This is a genomic window from Acidovorax sp. JHL-9 (assembly GCF_000426205.1).
Classification (GTDB): domain Bacteria; phylum Pseudomonadota; class Gammaproteobacteria; order Burkholderiales; family Burkholderiaceae_C; genus Acidovorax; species Acidovorax soli.
On record NZ_KE384507.1, the window covers coordinates 96,784 to 123,172 of the forward strand.

Here is a 26,389-nt window from a genome sequence, read left to right on the forward strand (position 1 = left end):
AAAGCCCCCGGCGATGTAGGCCAGGGTGGCGTAGGCCATGCCGGATGCATACGAAAGAACGGATAGGAACGGGTGGGAACGGAAGCCGGCGCCCATGGATGCGCGGGCGCTGAGCCAGAGGCGGGTTGAATCGCCCGCGATAGGCACGCGTCCAGCGGCCTCTGCAATCATCAGGGCGCACGGATGGCGACGCGCGCGCTATCGGTCAGCGTGGCTGGCGGGTATACCACGACCTGATCACCGGCTTGCAGCCCCTCCTTGACCCAGGCGTGCGTGCTGCCACGGGCCTCCAGCAGCACCGGCAGGCGGCGCGCGCGCCCCTCACGCACCACGAACACGGCCATGCCCGGCGCGTCACCCGTGGGCGCCGCCGCGCTGGCAGCAGCCTGTGCGTCCTGCCAGGGGAACAGCGCGCTCAGCGGCACCAGCAAGACGTCTTCGGCCTGGCGCGTGAGCACGCGCGCCACCACGCGGTAGCCGTCGCCCAGCGCGGCCCACTGCGCGGGGGGGCTGGTCAGGTCGATGAGCACGTTGACCCGCTGCTCCTCCACCCCCAGCGCCGATACCTTGGTGAACGCCGCCGGCTCCACGCTGCGCACGCGCCCCTGCAACACGCCCGGGCCGCCCCAGCGCTCGATGCGCACGGGGCTGCCCGCGCGCACCTGCAGCGCATCGGTGGACAGCAGTGGCGCCACCACTTCGAGCTGCGCGGTGTCGCCCACCTCGATGAGCACCGTGCCCAGCCCCACAATGCCTTCGCTGGACTGGGCCACGCGCAGCACGCGGCCGGCCACAGGGGTCTGCACCTCGAAGGCCTTGCCCACCTGCGTGCCGCCGGGCCGCTGCACCACGTCGAGCGCCGCACGGGCCTGGGCCAGATCGGCGCGGGCCACCTGCTGGTCCTGCACCGCGGCGTCGGCATCTTTCTCGGCCGCCTGCACCGCCAGGCGTTCGGTATCCAGCCGCGCGGGGGCCACAAAGCCCTGCTGCGCCAGCTGCTCGCTGCGGCGCAGGTCATGGCGTGCCTGCTCCAGCGCCACGCGGCTGCGCTCAATGCGCGCGGCGGCGCGCTGCACACCGGCCTGGCCGGCCGTCACGCGGGCCTGCTGTTCGCGCAGGCTGCGCTCATCCAGCAGTGCCGGCAGGCCGGGGGTGATGCGCGCCACCACGTCGCCCGCCCGCACGGCATCGCCCTCGCGCAGGGCAATGCGCGCCAGCCGACCGGCCAGCGGGGCCGAGATGCTGTAGCGGTCATGCAGGCGGGTTTTCGCGTCCTCATCGACACCGGCCTCGAAGCGGCCCCGCACCACGGCCGCCGTCTCCACCGGCAGCGGCCGGGGGACAAACGCCCAGGCCAGCAGGGCGCCCAGCACCACCAGCACCCCGCCACCCCAGATCACCGTTTTCTTCTGCATTGCCGTCTTCCCTTGCCTGTATTGTTGGTTGCCTGCGTCATTCCCGCGTCTTGAGCGCGCCCACCATGTCCAGCCGGTCGATCTGCCGGCGCACCACCAGGGCGCTGGCCGCCCCCGCCGCCACCACGCACAGCCCTGCCCAGGCATAGGTGCGCGCACTGATGACCACCGGAAACAGGAACTGGTCGTTCTTGAGCAGTTCCACCAGCAGGTGCACCAGCCCCCAGCCCATGGCCATGCCCAGCGGCAGCGCCAGCGCAATGCCGATCGCCAGCTCGCCCAGCAGCAAGGCCGACACCTCGCCGCGCGTGAAACCCAGCACGCGCAGGCTGGCCAGCTCCCAGGTGCGTTCGGCCAGGGCAATGCGCGCATTGTTGTAGACCACGCCCACGGCGATCACGGCCGCGAACAGCGTGAGGATGGTGCTCATGATGCGCACATTGCGCGCGCTCACGTCCTGCATGTTGCGCAGCAGCGTGGCCTTGCTGAAGGCGCCCGCCACGCGCGGCAGGGCCTTGGTGGCCTCCAGGAAACGCGCTTCGGAGCCGGGTTCCAGCGCCACATTGAACTGCGAGGCCACGTCGCCTTCCTGCAGCCAGCGGTTGAGGGTGTCGCGCTGCACATAGGCGTTGAGTCCCATCATCTCGCGCACGGTGGCCTGCACGGGCACATACAGCGTGCGCTGGCGACCTTCGAGCACCTCCACCTGCACCGTATCGCCCACGCGCACGCCCAGCTTGTCGGCCAGGCGGTCGGTGAGCAGCAGTCCGGCATCGGGCACGGGGCTCTGGCGGCCCGCCACATCGACGATGCGTAACAGCTGTGCGTCCGGGGCCACGCCCTGCAGCCCCACCCGCTCGCTGCGGTGGCCGTAGGCCATGCGCACCGCCACGCTGCGGGCGGGCTCCACGCCCGCCACACCCGGCAGGCGCGCCAGCTGCAGGCGGGCCAGCGCATCCACCGGTTCGGTCATCCAGACGTTCACATCGCTGCGCATCGCGAGGTGGAAGGTGGTGTCCACGATGTGGTCGATGGCATCGCGAAAGAAATTGCCCATGACCACGATGGCCACCGCAGCGGCCGTGCCGCCGATGGTGAGCGTGGTGCGCAGGGGCTTGCGCTCCATGTTGCGCAGGATCATGCGCAGCCCGGCGGGTATGCGCCGCACCCCCAGGCGCTCCAGCGTGGTGCGGCGGTACTGGCCCGGGGCTGGCGGGCGCATGGCCTCGGCCGGGGCCAGGCGCACGGTGGCCCCGATGGCGCTGAGCGTGCCCAGCAGCGCGGTGCCGCCCGTGACACCCGCGCCCACCAGGATCAGCCAGGGCGCGATGCGGTGCTCGAACACCGGGAAGAAAAAAAACTCGGCATACAGGCCCGTCAGCATCGTGCCCAGCCCGTTGCCCAGGGCCACGCCCAGCGCCAGCCCCACCGCCACGATCACGCCCACCAGCTGGAGGTAGTGCCCGGCAATGGTGCTGTTGGGATAGCCCAGCGCCTTGAGCGCGGCGATCTGCTCGCGCTGCGTGGCCACCAGGCGCGAGAGCACCACATGCAGCAAAAAGGCCGCAACGGCCAGGAATATGGCAGGCAACAGGGTGCCCATCACGCGCTGCTCCTTGATCTCGTTGTCGAGCATGGCGTGCGATGCCTGGTCCTCGCGGCCCCGGGCATCGCGTCCACCATAGGGCGCCAGCAGGCGCGAAAGGCCATCGAGCACGGCGGGCTCCGACGCCTGCGGCGCCAGCTTGACGGCCACGCGGTTGAAGGCGCCCTGCATGTCGTAGGCGGCGGCCAGCGCCTCGCGGTCCACCCAGAAAACACCGAAGCCGCGCAGGTCGGGCATGCCGGCCATGCCCGCGAAGATGTATTCGGGCGACAGCGCCGTGCCCACGATGCGCAGCTGGCGGCGCTTGCCATTGACCAGCGCCGTCACCTCATCACCCGGGCGCAGGCCGCGCACGCGGGCAAAACCTTCGGACACCAGCGCATCGATGGTGCTGTCGCTGCGGCCCTGCCCCGCGCCGGGCGGGGCCAGCGCCTGGCCACTGCGCACCGTGACCTGGTTCATGCGCGGCGGCTGGCGCAGGTCCACGCCGATGAGCTGGCCGATGATGGGATCAACCAGTCCGGCGATCTCCACGCGCACCACCTGTTCCACCGTCACCTGCACATCGGCCACGCCGGGCACGCCGCGCAACACGTCGGCCAGCGCCAGCGGCGCGCGCTTGACGGTGGCGAACGCATCCGCAAAGTGGCCCTGGGCATAGAAATGGTCGCGCGCCAGCGCCAGCGAATCCACCGCAGACAAGGTGGTGATGAAGCCCCCCAGCCCGCTGGCCACCACCAGCGCAATGGTGAGAGCCTGGCTCCACATGCGGCGCAGGTCGCGCAGCAGCTTGCGGTCGAGGGCTTTCATGCTGTGTTGCCGCCGAGGGGGTGCCACGCACACACAGTGGGCGAGCGTGGGGACGGCTTCCGGGCCCTCACCACGACAGCTCCGAAGGCGAGCGCCGGTGCGCATTGCGATCGATGCGCGCAATGGTGCCATCCACCAGGTAGACCACGCGGTCGGCCATGGCGGCGATGGCGGCGTTGTGCGTGATGACCACGGCCGTGGTGCCCAGCTCGGCGTTGATGCGGGCGATCACCTCCAGCACCATCTTGCCGGTCTGGTAGTCGAGCGCGCCGGTGGGCTCGTCGCACAGCAGCACCTCGGGGCGCTTGACGATGGCGCGCGCAATGGCCACGCGCTGCTGCTCGCCGCCCGAGAGCTGCGCCGGAAAGTGGTGCTGGCGCGGCGTGAGCCCGACGAGGGCAATGGCCTCGTCGATGGGCATGGGGTGCGGTGCGATGTCAGTCACCAGCGCCACATTCTCGCGCACCGTCAGGCTGGGGATCAGGTTGTAGAACTGGAACACGAAGCCCACATGCTCGCGCCGGTAGGTGGTGAGCTCGCTCTCGCTGGCGCCGCTCAGGGCGTGGTCGGCAAACCGCACCTCGCCGCTGGTGGGCACATCCAGCCCGCCCAGGATGTTGAGCAGCGTGGATTTGCCGCTGCCCGAGGCGCCCAGCAGCACGACGAACTCGCCGCGCACGATGTCGAGATTGACGTCGTGCAGCGCCCGCACCTGCACCTCCCCCGTCTGGTAGGTCTTGCACAGATTGCGCGCGTGGAACACCACGGCGGCACCGGGTGGCACCACGGGCGGATTGACAAGGGCATCGGGCATGGAAGGCAGCGCTGCGCGCCGGGCATCAGGACAATGCCGCACAGTGTGGGCACTGCTTGATGCGTGTCAACCACCCTGGGTCAAGCGATGGGCACAAAACGGCAGCCGCCACACAGGTCCGCCTTGTGGACAGCGAACATCACGCAACCAGCCCATGGCCAACAGCACCGCGATGGCGGCACCCTGACTCCTGAAAAAAACAGCTACCAGCGCTTATTTCATAAGCGATAGAAGCTTATTCGATTCAGAATTTCGGGCCCATCCCATGCTTTGGTTCCGTGCTCAGGGTGAGGCACGGCCCCGGCGCGTCCAAGCCCCTTCCAGGCTGTACACCAGCAGGGCCGCCCAGATCAGCACAAAACCCACCAGACGCGTCGGCTGGAACGGCTCGTTGAACAGCCAGACCCCCAGCGCAAACTGCAGGCTCGGCGAGATGTACTGCAGGATGCCCATGGTGGCCAGGGGAATCCGGCGCGCGCCCGCGGCAAACAACAGCAGCGGCACAGCGGTCAGGGGGCCGGCCACCAGCAGCCACGCCATGGTGGGCACATCCCCCTGCACCAGCGCGCCCTGCCCCTGCGCAGACCAGATGGCGAGCGCAGCCGCGGCCACCGGCGCCAGCATCATCGTCTCCAGCGCCAGGCCCTCCAGCGCGCCCAGCGTGGCCACCTTGCGCATCAGCCCATAAAAACCAAAGCTCAGGGCCAGCACCAGCGCAATCCACGGCACGCGCCCGGCCTGCACCGCCAGCCACAGCACACCGGCCGCCGCCACCGCCACGGCCAGCCACTGCCCGGGGCGAGGCCGTTCGTGCAGGAAGACAAAACCCAGCGCCACATTCACCAGCGGCAGGATGAAATAGCCCAGGCTGGCATCCACCACATGCTGGTTCTGCACCGCCCACACATAGGTGAGCCAGTTGCCCGACAGCAGCAGCGCCGACACCGCGAACGCCCCCAGCACCCTGGGCTGGCCCCACAGGGCGCGCATCCAGCCCCAATGCCTGCGCACGGCCAGCACGGCGAAAACGAACACCAGCGACCACACGGTGCGGTGCACCACCACCTCCAGCGCGGGCACATGGGCCACCTGCCGGAAATACAGCGGAAACAGGCCCCAGGCCACATAGGCAAGGGCGGCATAGACAATTCCTGGGGTCATGGGCGAGGATCGAAAAAAGCGCGGGACCGGCAGCATGGGCGCACCCATGGCGCCATAAAAAATCCCTGCAACCGCCAGGCAGTGCAGGGACACGGGCAAGTGGCACAGGGCCGCGAGGCCCCAGGCACCGAGGTCAGACGTTGAACAGGAAGTTCAGCACATCGCCGTCTTTCACTACGTATTCCTTGCCTTCTGCACGCATCTTGCCTGCATCCTTGGCACCTTGCTCGCCCTTGTAGGCAATGAAATCGTCAAAGGCGATGGTTTGGGCACGGATGAAGCCACGCTCGAAGTCGCCGTGGATCACGCCAGCGGCCTGCGGTGCCGTGTCACCGATGTGGATGGTCCAGGCGCGCACCTCCTTCACGCCGGCGGTGAAATAGGTCTGCAAACCCAGCAGCTTGAAGGCACCCCGGATCAGGCGGGCCAGACCAGGCTCGCTCTGGCCCATTTCGGCCAGGAACATGTCGCGGTCTTCGTCGCTCATCTCAGCCATTTCGGCTTCCATCTTGGCGCAAATCGCCACCACGGGAGCGTTCTGGCTGGCGGCGTATTCCTTCAGGCGGTCCAGGAACGGGTTGTTCTCGAAACCATCTTCACTCACATTGCCAACGAACATGGCGGGCTTGGCCGTGATCAGGCACAGGGACTTGAGCAGGGGCTGCTCCTCCTTGGTGATCTCGACCGAGCGGGCGGGCTTGCCTTCGTTGAGTGCGGCCTGGATGCGCGTGAGCAGCGCCACCAGCTTGGCAGCGTCCTTGTCGTTGCCCGACTTGGCGGCCTTGGTGTAGCGGTTGAGGGCTTTCTCGACCGTGCCCAGGTCGGCCAGGCACAGCTCGGTCTGGATGACTTCGATATCGGAGATCGGGTCCACGCGGCCCGCCACGTGGATCACGTTGTCGTCCTCGAAGCAGCGCACCACGTTCACGATGGCGTCGGTTTCACGGATATGGGCCAGGAACTGGTTGCCCAGGCCCTCGCCCTGGCTGGCGCCTGCCACCAGGCCGGCGATGTCCACAAACTCGACGATGGCCGGCACGATGCGCTCAGGATGAATGATCTCGGCGAGCTGCTGCAGGCGCGGATCGGGCACCTCCACCACGCCGACATTGGGCTCGATGGTGCAGAAGGGGTAGTTCTCGGCGGCGATGCCAGCCTTGGTCAGCGCGTTGAAGAGGGTGGACTTGCCGACGTTGGGCAGGCCCACGATGCCGCATTGGAGGCTCATGGCAGGGCTTTCTGGTGTTCTGGAGACAAACCCCGGATTTTACGGGCCTGGGGCCAAGCCCTGCGCACAGACCCTGTGCACACCCTGCGCCACTCATTCGAAGCGCAGATCTGCGGCAACGCGCTGCCCCACGCGCAGCACCTGCCCCGCCCCCTGGCGCACGATGGCATTCATGCCGAAGGTGATGGCGCCGCCCATGCGCGCGTCCTGCCGGTACGCCTGCAGGGTGTCGGTCACGGCCGGGCTGCTGTGCGCGGTGGCGGGATCGATGTTGGGTATGGGGCAGCGCGCGCACGGTTTGACGGGCTGCAGATGCACTTCGCCGTGCTCCGCCGCCACGCGCACCCTGTCCACGCGGTCTTCGTCGTGCGCCTCCAGCCCCGCCAGCACCACGTTGGGCCGGAAGCGCTCCATGCCCACGCTGGCCTCGCCGGCCACCGCCAGCCGCGCATTGAGCTCGGCCAACGATGCCTCGCTGGTCACCAGCAAAGGGAATGCATCGGCAAACTGGTTGGGCGCTTCCACCCCCTGGGTCCAGTCCATGCCCGACAGGCGGCGGTGATCCGGGTCGAAACGCACCAGACGGCAGGGTTGGCCCAGGAAATCGCTGAACCACTGGGCCGCCACGGGGCCCATGTCCCAGGCGGGCACGCTGTCGTCCCAAACCGTGACGGTGGCGGGGCCATCCACAGCATCCAGGGCCAGGTGCAGCGCCAGCATGCCCGGAGCGCGCAGCACCAGTTCGAAGGTCTTGAGCTGAGGATGAACCAGCACCATGCGGGGCACGGTGCGCTGGGTCAGGAACATGCCCTGCGCATCGACCACCATCCAGGCGCGGTCCAGGTCCAGGCCCGTCTCGGTGAGCAAGGCCTCCTGCACCGCGATGCCCGCGCAGGATTTGACCGGGTAAACGAACAGGCGCGAGATCGTGCCGGAGAGATCGGATTCAGGGAGAGAAGTCACGCGAGCAGGCTCCAGTCGGCGGCACCAAGGGCCGGATGGGCCATTGTGCTGCGCCGTCTGGCCCATGGCCCCCTCCTACAATGCCCCCATGGCGAAAACCTTTGACATCTGTATCCGTGGCGCCGGCGTGGTGGGCCGCACCCTGGCCTTGCTGCTGGCCCGCGAGAGGCTGCGCGTCGCCCTGGTGGCTGCGCCCTCTCCTTCGGTGGCGCCCACTGGCGACGTGCGGGCCTACGCGCTGAATGCAGCATCGCGCCAGCTGCTCGATTCCCTGCGCAGCTGGCCCGATCCGGCCCATGCCACGGCGATTGCGCAGATGCAGGTATTTGGCGACCAGGGTGGCGCGGTGCACTTTGACGCGGCGACCCAGGGCGTGGAGGCACTGGCCTGGATCGTGGACGTTCCGGCGCTGGAGGCCCGCCTGGCGGAAGCCGTGCGCTACCAGCCACAGGTCGAGGTAGTGTCCGAGCCGGTCCCCGCAACCCTGACCGTGGTGTGCGAGGGCCGGGCCAGCCGCACCCGCAGCGAGTTTGGTGTGGCATTCGAGGTCACCGCCTACGAGCAGCACGCCATTGCCACGCGGCTGACCTGCGAGCGCCCCCACGGACAGATCGCCCGCCAGTGGTTTCTGCCGGACGGCATCCTGGCTTTCTTGCCACTGGACGGCGCCCAGGGGAACTCTGTGGCGGTGGTGTGGTCTGTCCTCAAGGAACAGGCACCCCAGTTGCTGGCACTGGCGCCGCAGGAATTCACCCAACGCCTCGAAACCGCCAGCCAGGGTGCAATGGGAACGCTGCAATTGCAGGGCGAACGGGCCGCCTGGCCCCTGCAGCAGGCGCATGCCAACCGCTGGTGCGGCGCATTGCCCGGCCAGGGCAGCCAGCCCCGCAGCTGGGTGCTGGCCGGCGATGCGGCCCACAACGTACATCCACTGGCAGGACAGGGGCTGAATATGGGGCTGGCGGATGCGCAGGCCTTGGCCCGCGTGCTGCATGGGCGCGACTACTGGCGCAGCGTGGCCGACCTGCGCTTGCTGCGCAGCTACGAGCGCGAGCGCAAGGCAGCGATGCTGCCCATGGGGCTGGCCACCGACGGGTTGCAGCAGCTTTTTGCGCGCACCGAAGGGCCTTGGCAGGCACTGCGCAACTGGGGCATGAAGGGCTTCGAGCACAGCGGCCCCCTGAAGGAATGGATGGCCCGCCAGGCCATGGGAACCCACTGACACCTGGGGCTGCGCGTGCAGCCGCCGCGACAACACCGAACGAGAACACGATGCAACTGATCCCCACCCTGCTGGCCGCAGCCGCTTTCGCCCTGAGTTTCACAGCGTCCGCCCAGGAAGCGACCATCCGCAAAACACTGGCGGAACGCATTCCCCAAATGGAAAAAATCGACGAGGTCCGCACCACGGCCATGCCAGGCCTGTACGAAGTGCGCATCGGTACCGACCTTTTCTATACCGACGCCAAGGGCAACTACGTCATCCAGGGCGAGCTGATCGACACCAAGGCACGCCGCAACCTGACCGAAGACCGCATCAACAAGCTCACGGCAGTGGATTTTGCGGCCCTGCCCCTGAAGGACGCCTTCACCATCGTGCGTGGCGATGGCAAACGCAAGCTGGCGGTGTTCGAAGACCCCAACTGCGGCTACTGCAAGCGTTTCGAGCGGGATCTGCAGAACGTGGACAACATCACGGTCTACCTGTTTCTCTACCCCATCCTGAGCCCCGACTCGGCAGAAAAATCCCGCAACATCTGGTGCGCCAAAGACAAGGCTGCCACCTGGCATGACCTGATGCTGCGCGACAAGATACCCAACACCGCCAGCTGCGACACCAGCGCCCTGCAACGCAATCTCGCGTTCGGCAAGAAGTACAAGATCACCGGAACCCCCACGCTGATTTTTGCCAACGGTGCGCGCGTTCCCGGAGCCATCAGCGCCCAGGATGTGGAAAAGCGCCTGGCCGAGGCGGGCAGCGCCACCAGCGGCAACTGAGTTCACGCGAGGGGCCGCCCTTGTGCCCCTCCAGCCCCGAGACCCCAGCGGGTGGCGCGCGCATCGACGCCAGGCACCCACCTTCCGCGACGCCCCCATGCCCACCTCCCGCACCCACCCCATGCAGGCCCCCGTTCATTACCGCGTGGAAGCCGCCGACCTGCATGCCCGCCTGTTCACCGTCACGCTCACCGTGGCGCAGCCGCAGGCGCAGCAGGAGCTGTCGCTCCCCGTGTGGATACCGGGCAGCTACCTGGTGCGCGAATTCTCCAGGAATCTCCAGCGCCTCGATGCGCGACAGGGCCGGCGCGCCGCGCCCCTGGTCCAGCTCGACAAGCACCGCTGGCAAGCCACCTGCCGCACCGACCGGCCCCTCGTCCTGACCTACGAGGTATGCGCCTACGACACCTCGGTGCGCACGGCGTGGCTGGATGCCGCACGCGGCTTCTTCAACGGCACCAGCCTGTGCCTACGCGTGCACGGCCAGGAAGATGCGCTCCATGCGCTCGACATCGCCAGCAATGCGGCCACCACCCACTGGTCCGTGGCCACGGGCCTCGCGCCGCAAACCATCGACAGGCAGGGCTTTGGCGTTTACGTGGCCAGCGGCTACGACGAGCTGGTGGACTGCCCGGTCGAAATGGGCACCTTCTGGAGCGGACGCTTCACCGCCGGTGGTGTGCCCCACCGCTTCGTGGTGGCCGGTGCCGCACCGTCGTTCGACGGCAAACGCCTGCTGGCCGACACCCAGAAGATCTGCGAGACCGCCATCCGCTTCTGGCACGGCAAGGGCAAGCCGCCCATGAAGAGCTACCTGTTCATGCTCAACGCCGTGCAGGACGGCTACGGAGGCCTGGAACACCGCAACTCCACGGCCCTGATCTGTGGCCGGCGCGACCTGCCCCGCACGGGCGAGGCACGCGCCAGCGAGGGCTACACCACCTTGCTCGGGCTCATCAGCCACGAATATTTCCACACCTGGAACGTCAAGCGCCTGCGCCCGGCAGAGTTTGCGCGCTACGACTACAGCCAGGAGAACTACACCCAGCTGCTGTGGTTCTTCGAGGGCTTCACCAGTTATTACGACGACATGCTCCTGCGCCGGGCAGGCCTGATCGACGATGCCACCTACCTCAAGCTGCTGGCCAAGGCCACCAACCAGGTCCTGCAGACGCCTGGCCGCAGCGTGCAGACGGTGGCACAGGCCAGCTTCGACGCCTGGGTCAAGTACTACCGCCAGGACGAAAACACCCCCAACGCCACCGTGAGCTACTACACCAAGGGCTCGCTGGTCGCCCTGTGCCTGGACCTCACGCTGCGCCGCGAAGGCAAGGCCACGCTGGACGATGTGATGCGCGCCCTGTGGCAGCGCTGCGCCGGGGGGCCCATGACCGAGGCCGATCTGCGCACCGCGCTGGCCACGCTGGCCGGGCGCTCTTTGGACCCGGAACTCGACCAGTGGGTGCACGGCACGGCCGACCTGCCGCTCGCCGATCTGCTGGCTGCCCACGGCGTGGCGCTGAAGCCCGAACAGCCCCAGCTGGCGCAACGCCTGGGCCTGCGCGTCACGGAAAACCACAGCGTGCAGGTCAAGACCGTGCTGCGTGGCGGGCCTGCAGAAAAGGCGGGCCTGGCCGCTGGCGACGAATGGCTGGGCCTGGAGGTGCAGGACCAGGGCTGGCGCATCGCCCGGCTGGAAGATGTGGCGTTCTATGCGGGTGCGGCGACACAGGTCACCGCCGTGGTGGCGCGCGATGGCCGCCTGCTGCAGCTGCCACTGGCACTGCCGGCCCCTGCATCTGCCAAGGCTGGGCCCGCCGGCCTGCGTGGGAAAAAAGCACCGGCCACCACGCCAGACACGATCAGCCTCACCGCAACCGACAGCGCCGCACTGGGACGCTGGCTGGGCTGAGGGGTCGCGCTCCCTTGCCAGGCAAAAATGGGCCGATGGCGAGCTTCGTTATAGTTCCCGGAGTTGTCTGAGTAACCCATCAACCCAGGAGATTTCATGGCCTACGAAACCATTGAAGTTCGCACCGAAGCGGACAAAGTCGGCGTCATCACGCTCAACCGCCCCAAGCAACTCAATGCCCTGAACGACCAGCTCATGAACGAGCTGGGCGCAGCGCTCAAGGCCTTTGATGCCGATGAAAAGATCGGCTGCACCATCCTCACGGGCAGTGAAAAGGCCTTTGCCGCCGGCGCCGACATTGGCGCCATGGCCAAGTACAGCTTTGCCGACGCCTACAAGGGCGACTACATCACCCGCAACTGGGAAGCAATCCGCGCCATCCGCAAACCCGTGATTGCGGCCGTGAGCGGCTTTGCCCTGGGCGGCGGCTGCGAGCTGGCCATGATGTGCGACTTCATCATCGCCGCCGACAACGCCAGGTTTGGCCAGCCCGAAATCAAGCTGGGCGTGATTCCCGGCGCGGGCGGCACGCAGCGCCTGCCACGCGCGGTAGGCAAGTCCAAAGCCATGGACATGGCCCTGACCGGGCGCATGATGGACGCCGTGGAGGCAGAACGCGCCGGCCTCGTGAGCCGCGTGGTGGCCCTGGACAAACTGATGGAGGAAGCCCTGGGCGCGGCCCTGGTCATTGCCAACTTCTCGCAGATTGCGGTGATGGCCGCCAAGGAGTCGGTGAACCGGGCCTTCGAAGGTTCGCTGTCGGACGGTGTGATGTTCGAGCGCCGCCTGTTCCATGCCTTGTTTGCCACCCAGGACCAGAAGGAAGGCATGGATGCCTTCGTGAACAAACGCACGGCAAACTTCACCCACCAGTAAATTTGTTCTATAATATCGATCTTCGGTGATATAGCTCAGTTGGTTAGAGCGCAGCATTCATAATGCTGATGTCGGTGGTTCAAATCCACCTATCACCACCAATTCAAAAGCCCGCAAACAGTGATCTGTTGCGGGCTTTTTCCATGGCATACGGTCTTTGCGCCGACCCTGTGCAGCGCCTGGTTCTTTGCCGAGTACGCGCGGAACACGGGTGGCCGCCTAGAATCAGCTTCCTTCTTCCATTCAGCCTCTGGATACACACCATGAACCGCTGCCGCTTCGATCCGCCTTCCACCTCAGTCAGGTCATACCGCCATGGTCGCGCCCTCGCGGGCGCCCTGGGCGCTGCGTGGCTGCTGGCCATGGCCCCTGCCACGGCCCAGGTGCCTGCGGGCATGGGCATGGTGCGCAACTTTCCTGAAGCTGCGCTGCGCGGCAATCTCACGATCAATGGGACCTCCGACGCCACCCTGAACGGGCGCGCCATCCGCATGGCGCCGGGCATGCGGCTGCTGAGCCCCCAGAACACGCTGGTCATGGCCCACACGGTACTGGGGCAGAGCTTCCAGGTGAACTACACCATCGAGCCCAGCACGGGCATGCTGCTGTCTGCCTGGATCCTCACCAAGGCGGAGGCCAGCCAGCCCCGCAAGGGCAGCGACACCGTCGAACGCAACTTCCGCGCCGACTCGGACCCGAAATAGCCACCGTGACCACCGGCCGCCCGGTGGTGCGCCGTCCACGCCATGGCGTCCCTGCGCGCCGTGGCGTGCATTCCCTTTTGTGAAATTGCCATGTCCAAAAAAGTCTTTATCAAAACCTTCGGCTGCCAGATGAACGAGTACGACTCGGACAAGATGGCCGACGTGCTGGGCGCGGCCCAGGGTTACGAGCCCACCCAGAACGTGGACGAGGCCGACCTGATCCTGTTCAACACCTGTTCGGTGCGCGAAAAGGCGCAGGAAAAGGTGTTCAGCGACCTGGGGCGCATCAAGCACCTCAAGGAGAAAGGTGTGCTCATTGGCGTGGGCGGCTGCGTGGCCAGCCAGGAAGGCGCAGAAATCATCAAGCGCGCCCCCTACGTGGATGTGGTGTTCGGCCCCCAGACCCTGCACCGCCTGCCCGACATGCTGAACCAGCGCGATCGCCTGAACCGGCCCCAGGTGGACATCAGCTTCCCCGAGATTGAAAAGTTTGACCACCTGCCGCCCGCGCGGGTCGAGGGCGCCAGCGCCTTTGTCTCCATCATGGAAGGCTGCAGCAAATACTGCAGCTACTGCGTGGTGCCCTACACCCGTGGCGAAGAGGTGAGCCGCCCGTTCGACGACGTGCTGGTGGAAGTGGCAGGCCTGGCCGACCAGGGTGTGAAGGAAATCACCCTGCTGGGCCAGAACGTGAACGCCTACCTGGGCAAGATGGGCGGCACGCCGGAGATGGCCGACTTTGCGCTGCTGCTCGAATACGTGGCCGACATCCCGGGCATCGAGCGCATCCGCTACACCACCAGCCACCCCAACGAGTTCACGCCCCGGCTGATCGAGGCCTATGCCAAGATCCCCAAGCTCGCCAGCCACCTGCACCTGCCCGTGCAGCACGGCAGCGACCGCATCCTGATGGCCATGAAGCGCGGCTACACAGCTATGGAATACAAGAGCACGGTGCGCAAGCTGCGCGCCATCCGCCCCGACCTGGCCATGAGCAGCGACTTCATCGTGGGCTTCCCCGGCGAGACGGAAGACGACTTCGCCAAGATGATGAAGCTCATCGACGACATCCACTTCGACAACAGCTTCAGCTTCATCTTCAGCCCGCGCCCCGGCACGCCCGCCGCCGGCCTGCACGACGACACACCGCACGACGTGAAGCTGCGCCGCCTGCAGCACCTGCAGGGCGTGATCAACGCCAACATCAAGTCCATCAGCGAAAGCCGCGTGGGCACGGTGCAGCGCATTCTGGTGGAGGGCGCCTCCAAGCGCGATGCGGGCGAGCTGATGGGCCGCACCGAATGCAACCGCGTGGTCAACTTTGCAGGCCAGCCCCGCCTGGTGGGCCAGATGGTGGATGTGACCATCACCGAAGCCAAGGCCTATACGCTGCGTGGCGATGTGCTAACCCACGAGACTGCTTAAAAAGCGAGCACCTTGCGCCCGTTTTATGGGGTTGCAGGTGGTTTTTATTGCAGAACCATGGAATGACAAGCGCCATCGGCGCTTGATATGAGGGCATGAACCCTGCATTCAGACAAAAAAACCGGCGTTGCGCCGGTTTTTTGCTTTGTTGCTGATGGCTGCAAGCACCAGAGTCCAAGAATATCCAGACCTCAGAATGGCATCTTGGGCATGCCACCCATGCCCTTCATGCCCCCCATCTTCTTCATCATCTTCATCAGGCCGCCGCCCTTCATCTTCTTCATCATGTCCTGCATCTGCTCGAACTCCTTGAGCAGGCGGTTGACCTCCTGCACCTGCACGCCGGCGCCGTTGGCAATGCGTTTCTTGCGCGTGGCCTTGATGAGTTCGGGCTTGCGGCGCTCCAGCGGGGTCATGCTCTGGATGATGCCTTCCTTGCGCTTGATGTCTTTTTCGGCCTTGTCCATGTCCACTGCGCCGGCCTTGGCCGTGAGTTGCGACGGCAGCTTGTCCATCAGGCTGGAGAGGCCGCCCATCTGCTTCATCTGCTGGATCTGCGACAAAAAATCGTTCAGGTCGAACCCGTCGCCACTCTTGACCTTGGCCGCCAGCTTTTGCGCCGCTGCGATGTCCACACCCGCAGTGACCTGCTCGACCAGCGCCACGATGTCGCCCATGCCCAGGATGCGGCCGGCATGGCGCTCGGCGTCGAACACTTCCAGGCCGTCGATCTTTTCCGACACACCGGCAAACTTGATGGGCGCCCCGGTGATCTGGCGCACCGACAGGGCCGCGCCGCCGCGCGAATCGCCGTCGAGCTTGGTCAGGATGATGCCGGTGAGCGGCAGCGCCTCCTTGAAGGCCTTGGCCGTATTGATGGCATCCTGGCCCTGCATGGCATCGACCACGAACAGGGTCTCAACCGGATTCAGGGTGGCATGCAGGTCCTTGATTTCCTGCATCAGGGCCTCGTCGATGGCTAGGCGGCCGGCCGTATCGACCAGCAGCACGTCGAAGTAGTGCTTCTTCGCATAGTCCAGCGCGGCCACGGCAATGTCGTGGGGCTTCTGTGCGGAGGAGCTCGGGAACCACTCGGCACCGGCCTGCGCGGTCACCGTCTTGAGCTGCTCGATGGCCGCCGGGCGGTACACGTCGCCCGACACGGTCAGCACCTTTTTCTTGCGCTTTTCAATGAGGTGCTTGGCCAGCTTGGCCGTGGTGGTGGTTTTGCCCGCGCCCTGCAGACCCGCCATCAGGATGACGGCGGGTGGCTGGGCCGCCAGGTTGATGTCGGCCACGCCCTCGCCCATGGTGGCGGCCAGCTCGCGGTTGACGATGCTGACCAGCGTCTGCCCCGGCTTGAGCGAGCCCAGCACCTCCTGGCCCAGGGCCTTTTCCTTGACGCGGGCGATGAAATCGCGCACCACGGGCAGGGCCACGTCGGCCTCCAGCAAGGCCATGCGCACTTCACGCAGCATGTCCGTGACGTTGGATTCGGTGATGCGGGCCTGGCCGCGCATCTCCTTGACGAGGCGCGTGAGTTTGTCGGTAAGGGCGGAGGCCATAGGAGAAGTTCCGGTGTTGCCCGCGCGCCAGCCTTGCTGTCGTTGTGTATGCGGGCCCGCCAGGGCGCTGGCGGTGGGGCGAAAGGCTAAACTGTGCCCATGATTTTACCCAGTGCTTCCCCTGTCAGCTGGCTATTGGCCCTGGCGGCCGCTGCCGCGTATGCCGTACCGGCGGCTGCGTTCTCGCGCCGGAGCGCCACCGCCGCGCGCAATGCGCTGCTGCTGGCGTGGGTGCTGCACGCCGCCGTGCTGGTGTGGGGCCTGTGGGGCGACACCCCCCGCTTCGGCTTTGCGCCCGCGCTGTCGATGACCGCATGGCTGGTGCTCACCGTGTATGCCGTCGAACACCAGCTTTTTCCGCAATTGCGGGCGCGCTGGATGCTGGCGGTGCTGGGCGCGGTGGCGGTCCTGCTGGCCCTGCTGTTTCCTGGCCAGCCCCTGCATGTGACCGCTTCCGCCTGGCTGCCGCTGCACCTCGCACTGGGCATTGCCTGCTATGGGCTTTTTGCCGCAGCGGTAGTGCACGCCTGGCTGATGACGCGCGCCGAACGCCAGATCCGCCAGGCCGAAGACCCGCAGAACGGTATTCCGCTGCTCACGCTGGAGCGGCTGACCTTCCGTTTCGTGACCGCCGGCTTTGTCCTCTTGTCGGCCACCCTGCTGGCCGGCTGGCTGTTTGGGGAAGTGCTTTACGGGCATGCCGGGCGCTGGGACCACAAGGCGGTTTTCTCGCTCCTGTCATGGATCACCTTTGCCGCCCTGCTGCTGGGGCGCTCGCGCTTTGGCTGGCGTGGACGCAATGCCGTGCGCATGCTTTATGCGGGTGCCGGGCTTTTGCTGCTGGCCTATGTGGGTTCGCGCTTCGTGATGGAGGTGGTCTTGGGCCGCAGCACATGAAATACCTCGTCTTGCTGATTGTTCTGGCGGTGGCCGTGGGCATCTGGCGCAGCCGCCGGCCCACCACCTCCGGCGCCACCAGGGCAGCGCCCCGGGCTCCCCTTCTGCCGCAGGACATGGTGGCCTGCGAGCACTGCGGCGTGCATGTGCCACGCGCCGAGGCGCTGATGCTGGGCAATCACGCCTACTGCAGCGCCGAGCACAGGCGCCAGCACAGCGCCTGACACCATGCCCTATCTCCTGCCAGGCCTTGCCCCTGCCGCGGCCGATGCGCCTTTTGTGCGCCTGTGGCGTGGGTTCCTGACAGGCCGCGTGATGGTGGCACTGGCACTGCTGTTTTTGCAGGGCCTGGGCCAGTTCATGAACCTGGCTGTGGAGCCGGCGGTGCTGGCGGTGTGCCTGGCCTACCTGGCCGCGACCCTGGCCGAGCGCACTCTGGCAGGCCGCGCCCCACCACCGCCCACGGCGGGCGCCCGATGGCTCCCGTTCATCGGAGTGGACCTGGCGGCAGTGTGCGCCTTGCAGTTGCTGCAGGCCGGCACCATGAATTACACCCCCCTGTTCGGCCTGCCCATCCTGATGGCGGCGGTGCTGGGCACGCTGACCCTGGCCCTCGGCACGACGGCGGGTGTCACCTTGCTGCTGCTGGCCTGGGCCTGGTGGCAGGGCCTGCTCAGCGGCGGGGATGACGCAGCCCGCTACCTCCAGAGCGCCCTCACAGGCACCGGCTTTTTCATCATCTCCTACCTGGTGCACCAGCTGTCCGTGCGACTGGCGCGCGAACAGCAGCTGGCACTGCAAAGCCAGATGGCAGCACGAGTGCAGTCGCAGGTGAACGCGCTGGTGATCGAGCACCTCACTGACGGGGTGCTGGTGCTGGACAACCAGGATGTGGTGCGCATTGCCAACCCTGCGGCATTGCTGTTGCTGGGGGGCCCCGGCGCCCTGAAACCTCCTTTTGCCCTGAACAATAACCCCGCCTGGGAGCCGCTGGTATCGCTGGCGCAGCGCACATTCCGCCGGGGCCAGCCCGTCACGGCCGACGCGGACCTGCTGCACCCCGGGCAGAGCCCGACCGGACTGCATGTGCGCACCTGGCTCACCACCTCGCGCGGTGAATCACCGCCAGAACCTGAAGAGCGCCTGTGCGTGATGTTCCTGCACGATCTGCGCGAGCTGGAAGCGCGCTTGCGCACGGAAAAGCTGGCCGCCATGGGCCGCATGTCTGCCGCCGTGGCCCACGAAATACGCAACCCGCTGGCGGCCATCGTTCAGGCCAATGCCTTGCTGGAGGAGGACCTCAGCGACGCGGGCCACCAGCGGCTGGCCCAGATGGTGCGGCAGAATGCAGAGCGCCTGGCGCGCATCGCCGAAGAGGTGCTGGACATCGCCCGCGTGCAGCACCAGATCAGCCATGCGCCCGCCTCCACACTGATGCTGGACGACACCGTGGCCCAAATCTGTACCGACTGGCAACGCCAGGACCCGGCGCGGCGCAGCGCCACCATTTCACTGAGGGCCCATGGGGCCCAGATCGAGTTTGATACGGAGCACCTGCGGCGTGTACTGTTCAACCTGCTGGACAATGCCCTGCGCTACAAGGGCCAGCACGACGATTCGCTGGTCGTCACGACGCGCGTCAACCCCTCGGGGGCCGTCAGCCTGCAGGTATGGAGCGATGGTGCGCCCATGGACAAATCGGTGGAGCGCCACCTGTTCGAGCCCTTCTTTTCCTCTGAAAGCCGATCGAGCGGGCTGGGCCTGTATATCTGCCGGGAGCTGTGCCAGCGCCACAGCGCATCCATTCGCTACCAGCGCCTGGCGCGCACCACCGAGCGTGGCGAGACCGGCGGCAATGCCTTCACCGTGGGTTTCCGCCGCAACACACGCCCTGCAGAGAATGCAACCCTGTTTGACACCATCGTGGTCTGAAACGCCCCTGAATCCATGAACGCCCCAGCTGCCTCCATCCTCGTCGTCGATGACGAGCCCGATCTGCGCACCCTGTACGAACTCACGCTGCTGCGCGAAGGCTACCGGGTGGAAACCGCTTCCAGCATGCAGGAGGCGCGCCAGCAACTCAAAGACCTGCGGTTTGACGCCGTCATCACCGACATGCGCCTGCCCGACGGTTTTGGCATGGAGTTGCTGCGGGACCTGCGCGACCAGCAGCGCCGGGAACGCTGCGTGGTCATGACGGCTTACGGGTCCGCGGAAAATGCGGTGGAAGCACTGCGTTCAGGCGCGTTCGATTACCTGACGAAGCCGGTAGACCTGAAACAGTTCCGCTCGGTGGTGGCTTCGGCGGTGCAGGGAACGGGGGGTGTCCCCGTGCCACGCTCCAGCCGCAATGCCGGGCGCACGGGCAGCACGGCCGAACCCGTCGGCACCGGGGGTGCGATGGACCGCATCGTGGGCGAATCGCCGGCCATTCGCAACGTCAAGCAGCGCATCGCCAAGGTGGCCCGCAGCATGGCCCCGGTGCTGATCCATGGCGAGTCTGGCACGGGCAAGGAGCTGGTGGCCCAGGCGCTGCACGCCAGCAGCCAGCGCGCCGAAGGCCCTCTCATCGCCGTCAATTGCGGTGCCATCCCCGAAAACCTGCTCGAAGCCGAATTTTTCGGCGCCCGCAAAGGCTCTTACACCGGGGCCAGCCAGGATCGCGACGGCTACTTCCAGGCCGCACGCGGGGGTACGCTGTTTCTGGACGAAATTGGCGATCTGCCCCTGGCGATGCAATCGAAACTGCTGCGCGCCATCCAGGAGCGCAGCGTGCGCCCCCTGGGCTCGACCCAGGAGGAAACCGTGGACGTGCGCATCGTGAGTGCCACCCACCGGGACCTTGCTGCCGATGTGCTGTCGGGGCGGTTCCGCCAGGACCTGTATTACCGCCTGAACGTGATCGAAATCGTCATTCCGCCGCTGCGCGAGCGTCGGGAGGACCTGCCCGCCTTGTGCGCGGCCTTGCTGACCCGCATTGCGCACGAATCAGGCATCCAGCCCCCGATGCTCACGGAGCGAGCGCTGAACACCATCGCCAGCTACCCCCTCCCCGGCAATGTGCGCGAGCTGGAAAACCTGCTGCACCGGGCCGTGGCACTGACTGACGGGGAAGAACTGCATGTGGAGTGCGCCCCGTCCACGGCCGAGGCCTTCGGCAACCGGCCGCTCCGCCCCGCCTCGCCAGCGCCCGCCGCTCCCCCGCCGTCGGGCACCCCGGCGACGAGCGGGCCGGCCCCCTGCACCCCGCTGCCCAGTGATCTTCAGGCCTGGCTGGATCAGCAGGAGCGGGAGATCCTGGTGCGTGCACTGCGTGAGGCCAACTTCAACCGGACTGCCACGGCAGCGCGGCTGGGCATCAGCCTGCGCCAGATTCGCTACCGCATCGCCCGCTTGAACATTGCCGCGCCGAACGACAACGACGTGCATGACGACCTTGCCTGACGGGTCTCCTGCCCCGGACCTGTGGAACGCAGGCTGGCATCGGGACGCCCTGCGGCAGCCGTCGCCCAATTTTGGCCTGCGCCCCGGCACCGCCGCCGTGGACCTGATCGTGGTCCACTCCATCAGCCTTCCGCCGGGACACTATGGCAACGGGGCGGTGCAACGGCTGTTTGCCAACACGCTGGACTGGGACGCCCACCCCTACTTCCAAAGCATCCGGGGGCTGCAGGTGTCTTCGCACTTTTTCATAGCGCGTGACGGCACCCTCTGGCAATTTGTGGACTGCGACCAGCGCGCCTGGCATGCCGGCCAATCCAGTTACCGCGGGCGCGCCCAATGCAACGACGACTCGATTGGCATCGAGCTGGAGGGACTGGAAGGGCAGACCTTTGAACCGGCGCAATACGAGGTGCTGGCCCGTCTGTGCGCCGACATCCAGGAGCGCTACCCCATTGCCCATGTGGCGGGACACGAACACATCGCGCCAGGACGCAAACAGGACCCAGGAGCCGGATTTGACTGGTCGCGGCTGCAGAACCTGCTTGGGTGGCCTCTCGCCCGGTTTCCGATCGGCACTCGCAACGCGCCGCCGCCCGGCCCATGAAGGGGCTGTCGCGAGCCAGCATCACTCCTTGCAACGCGCTCACGACAAAGTGAAAAAAAAAATCGGACGCAATGCCCACGCGGGCTGCTACTGAAAAACCGCCTGTACGGCCCGACATTGCTTGATCCGGGTCATGAAATGCCGGCGATACGCGGCTCTCCGGACTTGTCAATACCCTGCCGAACAACCGTGCCACGGATGGTTTCAGGAGAGAAGGGTTTTCCCGGCTGTACACTACCGGTAGTGTCCTGAACACTATCGACACACCATAGCTAGTGTGCAACAGATTGAACGCCGTGCCCCATCCGGGCACCGTGACAGCCTTTCCAGTCCGTCAGCCCATCCCAGACAGCCCACAGAAGAGGAACCCCATGCAAGCTGCTTTGAACACCCCCGCCGCCCCCCTCGCAGCCCCCCCGCAAGCGCAGCCAGCACACAGTGGCGCATCCGCCAACGTGCTGACGCATTACCAGATCATCCGGCGCAACGGCGCCGTCGTCCCGTTCGAGCCGCAAAAGATCGCCGTCGCCATGATGAAAGCCTTCCTGGCGGTGCATGGCACGCAGGGCGCTGCATCGGCCAGCGTGCGCGAAGTGGTGGATACGCTGACCCAGAATGTGACCCGTGCGCTGATGCGCTCGCGTCCTGGCGGCGGCACCTTCCACATAGAAGACGTCCAGGACCAGGTGGAACTGGGCCTCATGCGCAGTGGCCACCATGAAATTGCACGGGCCTATGTGCTCTATCGCGAACGCCGCACCCAGGAGCGCGCCCGGCAAAGCGAAGAGCAGACGCCAGCGGCACCCCAGTTGCATGTGCTGGACAACGGCGAACGCGTCGTTCTGGACCAGGCCCGCCTCCAGTCCCTCATTGAGTCGGCCTGCACCGGCCTGGGAGCGGATGTGTCGGCCCTGCCCATCGTGGCGGAAACCATGCGCAACCTGTACGACGGGGTTCCGATGGAAGAGGTGTACAAGGCTTCGATCCTCGCCGCCCGCACCCTGATCGAGAAAGATCCGGACTACACCTATGCCACGGCGCGCCTGTTGCTGCACACCATCGTGCGGGAAGTCCTGGGCAAAGACGTCGCCCAGAGCGAAATGGCACAGAGCTATGTGGACTATTTCCCCCAGTTCATCCGCAAGGGCGTGGAAAACGACCTGCTTGATGAACGCCTGCTGCAGTACGACCTGCAGCGCCTGGGGGCCGCGCTCAAGGTCGAGCGCGACCTTGAGTTCGACTACCTCGGTCTGCAGACCCTGTATGACCGCTATTTCCTGCATGTCAGAAAAACCCGCATCGAATTGCCCCAGGCCTTCTTCATGCGCGTGGCCATGGGCCTGGCGCTGGGCGAAATCGATCGCGAAGCCCGCGCCATCGAGTTCTACGAAATCCTCTCCAGCTTCGACTTCATGTCCAGCACACCGACGCTGTTCAACAGCGGCACGCTGCGCTCGCAGCTGTCATCGTGCTACCTGACCACGGTGCCCGATGACCTCGATGGCATCTACGAGTCGATCAAGGAAAACGCGCTGCTGTCCAAGTTTGCCGGCGGCCTGGGCAATGACTGGACCCGCGTGCGCGCCCTGGGCAGCCACATCAAGGGCACCAACGGCGAATCGCAGGGAGTGGTGCCCTTCCTCAAGGTGGTCAACGACACGGCCGTGGCGGTGAACCAGGGCGGCAAACGCAAGGGCGCGGTCTGCACCTACCTGGAAACCTGGCACCTGGACATCGAGGAGTTCTTGGAACTGCGCAAGAACACCGGCGATGACCGCCGCCGCACGCACGACATGAACACGGCCAACTGGATTCCCGACCTGTTCATGCGCCGCGTGATGGAAAAGGGCACCTGGACGCTGTTCTCGCCCTCCAACGTGCCCGACCTGCACGACCTGTTTGGTGCCGCGTTTGAGAAAGCCTACGTGGCCTATGAAGAAAAGGCCGCACGCGGCGAGATCAAGCCCGCCAGGACGGTACAGGCCACCGACCTGTGGCGCAAGATCCTGACCATGCTGTTCGAGACCGGCCACCCCTGGATCACCTTCAAGGATGCCTGCAACGTGCGCTCGCCCCAGCAACACGCTGGCGTGGTGCACTCGTCCAACCTGTGCACCGAGATCACGCTCAACACCAGCGACACCGAAACGGCCGTGTGCAACCTGGGCTCGGTGAACCTGCTGCAGCATCTGAAGAATGGCCAGATCGACCACGACAAGCTCAAGAAGACCATCACGGTCGCCATGCGCATGCTCGACAACGTCATCGACATCAACTACTACGCCGTCAAGAAGGCCCGCGACTCCAACCTGCGCCACCGTCCGGTCGGCCTGGGCGTGATGGGCTTCCAGGACAGCCTGTACGAACTGCGGATTCCCTACGCCTCGCAGGAAGCCGTGGAATTCGCCGACCAGTCGATGGAAGCCATCTGCTACTACGCCTACTGGGCATCGACCGAGCTGGCCAGGGAACGCGGCAAGTACTCCAGCTACAAGGGCTCGCTGTGGGATCGCGGCATCCTGCCCTTCGACACGCTGGACATGCTGTCCGAGGCCCGTGGTGGCTATGTGGAAGTGGACCGCTCGTCCACACTGGACTGGGATGCCCTGCGCAAGAAGATTGCGCAGGACGGCATGCGCAACTCCAACTGCGTCGCCATTGCGCCCACTGCCACCATCTCCAACATCATCGGCGTGGACGCATCGATCGAGCCCTCGTTCGGCAACCTGTCGGTCAAGTCCAACCTGTCGGGCGAGTTCACCGTGATCAACGGCTACCTGGTCAAGGACCTCAAGCGCCTGGGCCTGTGGGACGACGTGATGGTCATGGACCTCAAGCACTTCAAGGGCTCGCTGCACCCCATCGACCGCGTGCCGCAGGACATCAAGGCGCTGTACTCCACCGCGTTTGAGGTTGAACCGCAGTGGCTGGTGGAAGCCGCATCACGCCGCCAGAAGTGGATCGACCAGGCGCAGAGCCTGAACATCTACATGGCGGGCGCATCGGGCAAGAAGCTCGACGACACCTACAAGCTGGCCTGGGTACGCGGCCTCAAGACCACGTACTACCTGCGCACGCAAAGCGCCACGCACGTCGAGATGAGCACCGTGAACACGCGCCAGCTCAACGCGGTTTCGTCGGACCATGTCAGCGGTGCCTCCAGCGCACCGGCACCTGCGCAGCCCCAGCCCAGCGCTCTGGAAGCAGCAGTTGCAGCCGCCGCAGCACAGGCCACCGCCCTGCCCGCTACAGACATCAAGTTCTGCGCCATCGACGATCCCGGCTGCGAAGCCTGCCAGTAAAGACTTCGCCTGCAATGCCTCGGACCCATCCGAGGCATTGCCCATGTGCTGTGAAGCAACAAAACCTTGCTGCACAACGCTTCAGTGCTTTTCTTTTCGCAGCACTGCTTTCATAATCCGAACACTGGAAAATCTATGTTGACCTGGGACGAAGAAGTCAAGCCCTCATCGCAAAATCAACTGGACGGCGGTCTGCACCACAACCGCCTGGCGGGACAACCGCCTCTGTCTTTCCAGACCCCATCTCTGCAAACCGCAGGTACTGCCACCACTGCCATCGGTGGTGCCAATGCGCCCGCCGCTGCGACCGCACACCGCCGCGTGAACGCCGCAGACAAGCGCATCATCAACGGCCAGACCGACGTCAACCAGCTGGTGCCCTTCAAATACAAGTGGGCCTGGGAAAAGTACCTGGCCACCTGCGCCAACCACTGGATGCCCCAAGAGGTGAACATGACGCGCGACATCGCGTTGTGGAAGGACCCGAACGGCCTGACCGATGACGAACGCCGCATCATCAAGCGCAACCTCGGCTTCTTCGTGACCGCCGACTCGCTGGCCGCCAACAACATCGTGCTGGGCACCTACCGGCACATCACGGCACCCGAATGCCGACAGTTCCTGCTGCGCCAGGCGTTCGAAGAAGCCATCCACACCCATGCCTACCAGTACATCGTGGAATCGCTGGGCCTGGACGAGAGCGAGATCTTCAACGCCTACAACGAAGTCCAGTCGATCCGCGACAAGGACCAGTTCCTGATCCCCTTCATCGAGGCGATCATGGACCCCAACTTCCATACCGGAACACCCGAAACCGACCAGACCCTGCTCAAGTCGCTGATCGTGTTTGCCTGCCTGATGGAAGGCCTCTTCTTCTACGTCGGTTTCACCCAGATCCTGGCGCTGGGCCGCCAGAACAAGATGACCGGTGCCGCCGAGCAGTACCAGTACATCCTGCGCGACGAATCGATGCACTGCAACTTCGGCATCGACCTGATCAACCAGCTCAAGCTGGAAAACCCCCACCTGTGGACCGCAGAGTTCAAGGCCGAGATCAAGGCGCTGTTCCTCAAGGCGGTCGAGCTGGAGTACCGCTATGCCGAAGACACCATGCCCCGTGGCGTGCTGGGCATGAATGCCTCCATGTTCAAGGGCTACCTGCGTTACATCGCCAACCGCCGTGCCACGCAGATCGGGCTCGAAACGCTCTTCCCCAATGAAGAAAACCCGTTCCCGTGGATGAGCGAGATGATCGACTTGAAGAAGGAACGCAACTTCTTCGAGACCCGGGTTATTGAATACCAGTCCGGTGGTGCGCTGTCCTGGGACTAGCGCCTTTTCGCATCACACCACCATGGATCCTTACACCACGCCCGATACACACAGCGCCGCAAAGCGGCACCGTGCGGGGCGTTCCCGTGTTCATGGGGATGGGGTTCTGCCCCATCTCCATGGATCGCTTTCTGTCCACTGCAGACAGGAAGTGCTCTTTGCAAATTGACCCAAGGAGAACATGATGGCAACTGCGAAAAAACCGGCCGCCAAGAAGGCTGCACCCGCAAAGAAGGCGGCTCCCGCCAAGAAGGTAGTGGCCGCCAAGAAGGCTGCGCCAGCAAAGAAAGCGGCTCCCGCTAAGAAGGCTGCGCCCGCGAAGAAAGCCGCTCC

Annotated in this window: 20 protein-coding genes and 1 tRNA gene; 14 read left to right on the forward strand and 7 right to left on the reverse strand. The window is 65.7% G+C overall.

Going from position 1 to position 26,389, the window contains the following annotated elements; genetic code table 11:
• Window positions 1-170 precede the first annotated feature (170 nt).
• The 6 genes from K225_RS0119565 to K225_RS0119590 all read right to left on the reverse strand — a co-directional run bounded on the left by K225_RS0119565 (window position 171) and on the right by K225_RS0119590 (window position 7,997).
• Window positions 171-1,415 (reverse strand): efflux RND transporter periplasmic adaptor subunit, encoded by a 1,245-nt coding sequence (locus tag K225_RS0119565; RefSeq protein WP_026437891.1) that lies wholly within the window; start codon window positions 1,413-1,415, stop codon window positions 171-173.
• 37 nt (window positions 1,416-1,452) lie between these two features.
• Entirely contained in the window at window positions 1,453-3,831 is a 2,379-nt protein-coding gene (locus K225_RS0119570; protein WP_026437892.1) for an FtsX-like permease family protein, read from the reverse strand.
• Window positions 3,832-3,898: 67 nt separating this feature from the next.
• Window positions 3,899-4,645: an ABC transporter ATP-binding protein gene (locus K225_RS0119575; protein ID WP_026437893.1), complete on the reverse strand. Its 747-nt coding sequence runs from the start codon at window positions 4,643-4,645 to the stop codon at window positions 3,899-3,901.
• A gap of 282 nt (window positions 4,646-4,927) precedes the next feature.
• Window positions 4,928-5,806, reverse strand: a complete 879-nt coding sequence (rarD, locus tag K225_RS0119580) for an EamA family transporter RarD (protein WP_026437894.1) — start codon at window positions 5,804-5,806, stop codon at window positions 4,928-4,930.
• Window positions 5,807-5,939: 133 nt separating this feature from the next.
• Window positions 5,940-7,034 (reverse strand): redox-regulated ATPase YchF, encoded by a 1,095-nt coding sequence (gene ychF, locus K225_RS0119585; RefSeq protein WP_026437895.1) that lies wholly within the window; start codon window positions 7,032-7,034, stop codon window positions 5,940-5,942.
• A 93-nt stretch (window positions 7,035-7,127) separates the two neighbouring features.
• Window positions 7,128-7,997 carry an MOSC domain-containing protein gene (locus tag K225_RS0119590; RefSeq protein WP_026437896.1) on the reverse strand — a complete coding sequence of 290 codons (870 nt, stop codon included), beginning with the start codon at window positions 7,995-7,997 and terminating at the stop codon, window positions 7,128-7,130.
• An 88-nt stretch (window positions 7,998-8,085) separates the two neighbouring features.
• On the opposite strand from K225_RS0119590, the gene K225_RS0119595 reads away from it, so the two are divergent.
• From K225_RS0119595 to miaB, 7 genes are all read left to right on the forward strand, one after another.
• The gene (locus tag K225_RS0119595; protein ID WP_026437897.1) at window positions 8,086-9,219 is read left to right on the forward strand and encodes an FAD-dependent monooxygenase; all 1,134 of its coding nucleotides are present in this window, start codon (window positions 8,086-8,088) and stop codon (window positions 9,217-9,219) included.
• Window positions 9,220-9,269: 50 nt separating this feature from the next.
• The gene (locus K225_RS0119600; RefSeq protein ID WP_026437898.1) at window positions 9,270-9,995 is read left to right on the forward strand and encodes a DsbC family protein; all 726 of its coding nucleotides are present in this window, start codon (window positions 9,270-9,272) and stop codon (window positions 9,993-9,995) included.
• A gap of 97 nt (window positions 9,996-10,092) precedes the next feature.
• Window positions 10,093-11,907 carry a M61 family metallopeptidase gene (locus tag K225_RS0119605; RefSeq protein WP_026437899.1) on the forward strand — a complete coding sequence of 605 codons (1,815 nt, stop codon included), beginning with the start codon at window positions 10,093-10,095 and terminating at the stop codon, window positions 11,905-11,907.
• A gap of 96 nt (window positions 11,908-12,003) precedes the next feature.
• Complete coding sequence (locus K225_RS0119610; protein ID WP_026437900.1) at window positions 12,004-12,783, forward strand: enoyl-CoA hydratase; 780 nt, start codon at window positions 12,004-12,006, stop codon at window positions 12,781-12,783.
• A gap of 24 nt (window positions 12,784-12,807) precedes the next feature.
• Window positions 12,808-12,884: transfer RNA gene (locus tag K225_RS0119615), tRNA-Met, on the forward strand.
• Between the two features lie 162 nt (window positions 12,885-13,046).
• Window positions 13,047-13,487, forward strand: a complete 441-nt coding sequence (locus tag K225_RS0119620; protein WP_202900066.1) for a hypothetical protein — start codon at window positions 13,047-13,049, stop codon at window positions 13,485-13,487.
• A 90-nt stretch (window positions 13,488-13,577) separates the two neighbouring features.
• Entirely contained in the window at window positions 13,578-14,912 is a 1,335-nt protein-coding gene (miaB, locus tag K225_RS0119625; protein WP_026437902.1) for a tRNA (N6-isopentenyl adenosine(37)-C2)-methylthiotransferase MiaB, read from the forward strand.
• A 191-nt stretch (window positions 14,913-15,103) separates the two neighbouring features.
• Here the strand turns inward: miaB and ffh are convergent, their stop codons facing one another.
• The gene (gene ffh / locus K225_RS0119630) at window positions 15,104-16,477 is read right to left on the reverse strand and encodes a signal recognition particle protein (RefSeq protein WP_026437903.1); all 1,374 of its coding nucleotides are present in this window, start codon (window positions 16,475-16,477) and stop codon (window positions 15,104-15,106) included.
• Window positions 16,478-16,576: 99 nt separating this feature from the next.
• On the opposite strand from ffh, the gene K225_RS0119635 reads away from it, so the two are divergent.
• The 7 genes from K225_RS0119635 to K225_RS0119665 all read left to right on the forward strand — a co-directional run bounded on the left by K225_RS0119635 (window position 16,577) and on the right by K225_RS0119665 (window position 26,056).
• A complete protein-coding gene (locus tag K225_RS0119635) occupies window positions 16,577-17,374 on the forward strand; it encodes an inner membrane protein YpjD (RefSeq protein WP_026437904.1) in 798 nt (265 codons plus the stop codon).
• Window positions 17,371-17,598 (forward strand): PP0621 family protein, encoded by a 228-nt coding sequence (locus K225_RS0119640; RefSeq protein ID WP_026437905.1) that lies wholly within the window; start codon window positions 17,371-17,373, stop codon window positions 17,596-17,598. Before K225_RS0119635 ends, K225_RS0119640 begins: the two co-directional genes overlap by 4 nt.
• Before the next feature lie 4 nt (window positions 17,599-17,602).
• A complete protein-coding gene (locus K225_RS0119645) occupies window positions 17,603-19,306 on the forward strand; it encodes a HAMP domain-containing sensor histidine kinase (protein WP_051249106.1) in 1,704 nt (567 codons plus the stop codon).
• 15 nt (window positions 19,307-19,321) lie between these two features.
• Window positions 19,322-20,818, forward strand: coding sequence for a sigma-54 dependent transcriptional regulator (locus K225_RS0119650; protein ID WP_026437907.1), 1,497 nt, complete (start codon window positions 19,322-19,324; stop codon window positions 20,816-20,818).
• A complete protein-coding gene (gene ampD / locus K225_RS0119655; protein ID WP_026437908.1) occupies window positions 20,802-21,422 on the forward strand; it encodes a 1,6-anhydro-N-acetylmuramyl-L-alanine amidase AmpD in 621 nt (206 codons plus the stop codon). The genes K225_RS0119650 and ampD overlap by 17 nt, the downstream gene beginning before the upstream one ends.
• 371 nt (window positions 21,423-21,793) lie before the next feature.
• Window positions 21,794-24,724: a ribonucleoside-diphosphate reductase subunit alpha gene (locus tag K225_RS0119660; RefSeq protein WP_026437909.1), complete on the forward strand. Its 2,931-nt coding sequence runs from the start codon at window positions 21,794-21,796 to the stop codon at window positions 24,722-24,724.
• Between the two features lie 135 nt (window positions 24,725-24,859).
• Window positions 24,860-26,056 carry a ribonucleotide-diphosphate reductase subunit beta gene (locus tag K225_RS0119665; protein WP_026437910.1) on the forward strand — a complete coding sequence of 399 codons (1,197 nt, stop codon included), beginning with the start codon at window positions 24,860-24,862 and terminating at the stop codon, window positions 26,054-26,056.
• Window positions 26,057-26,389 lie beyond the last annotated feature (333 nt).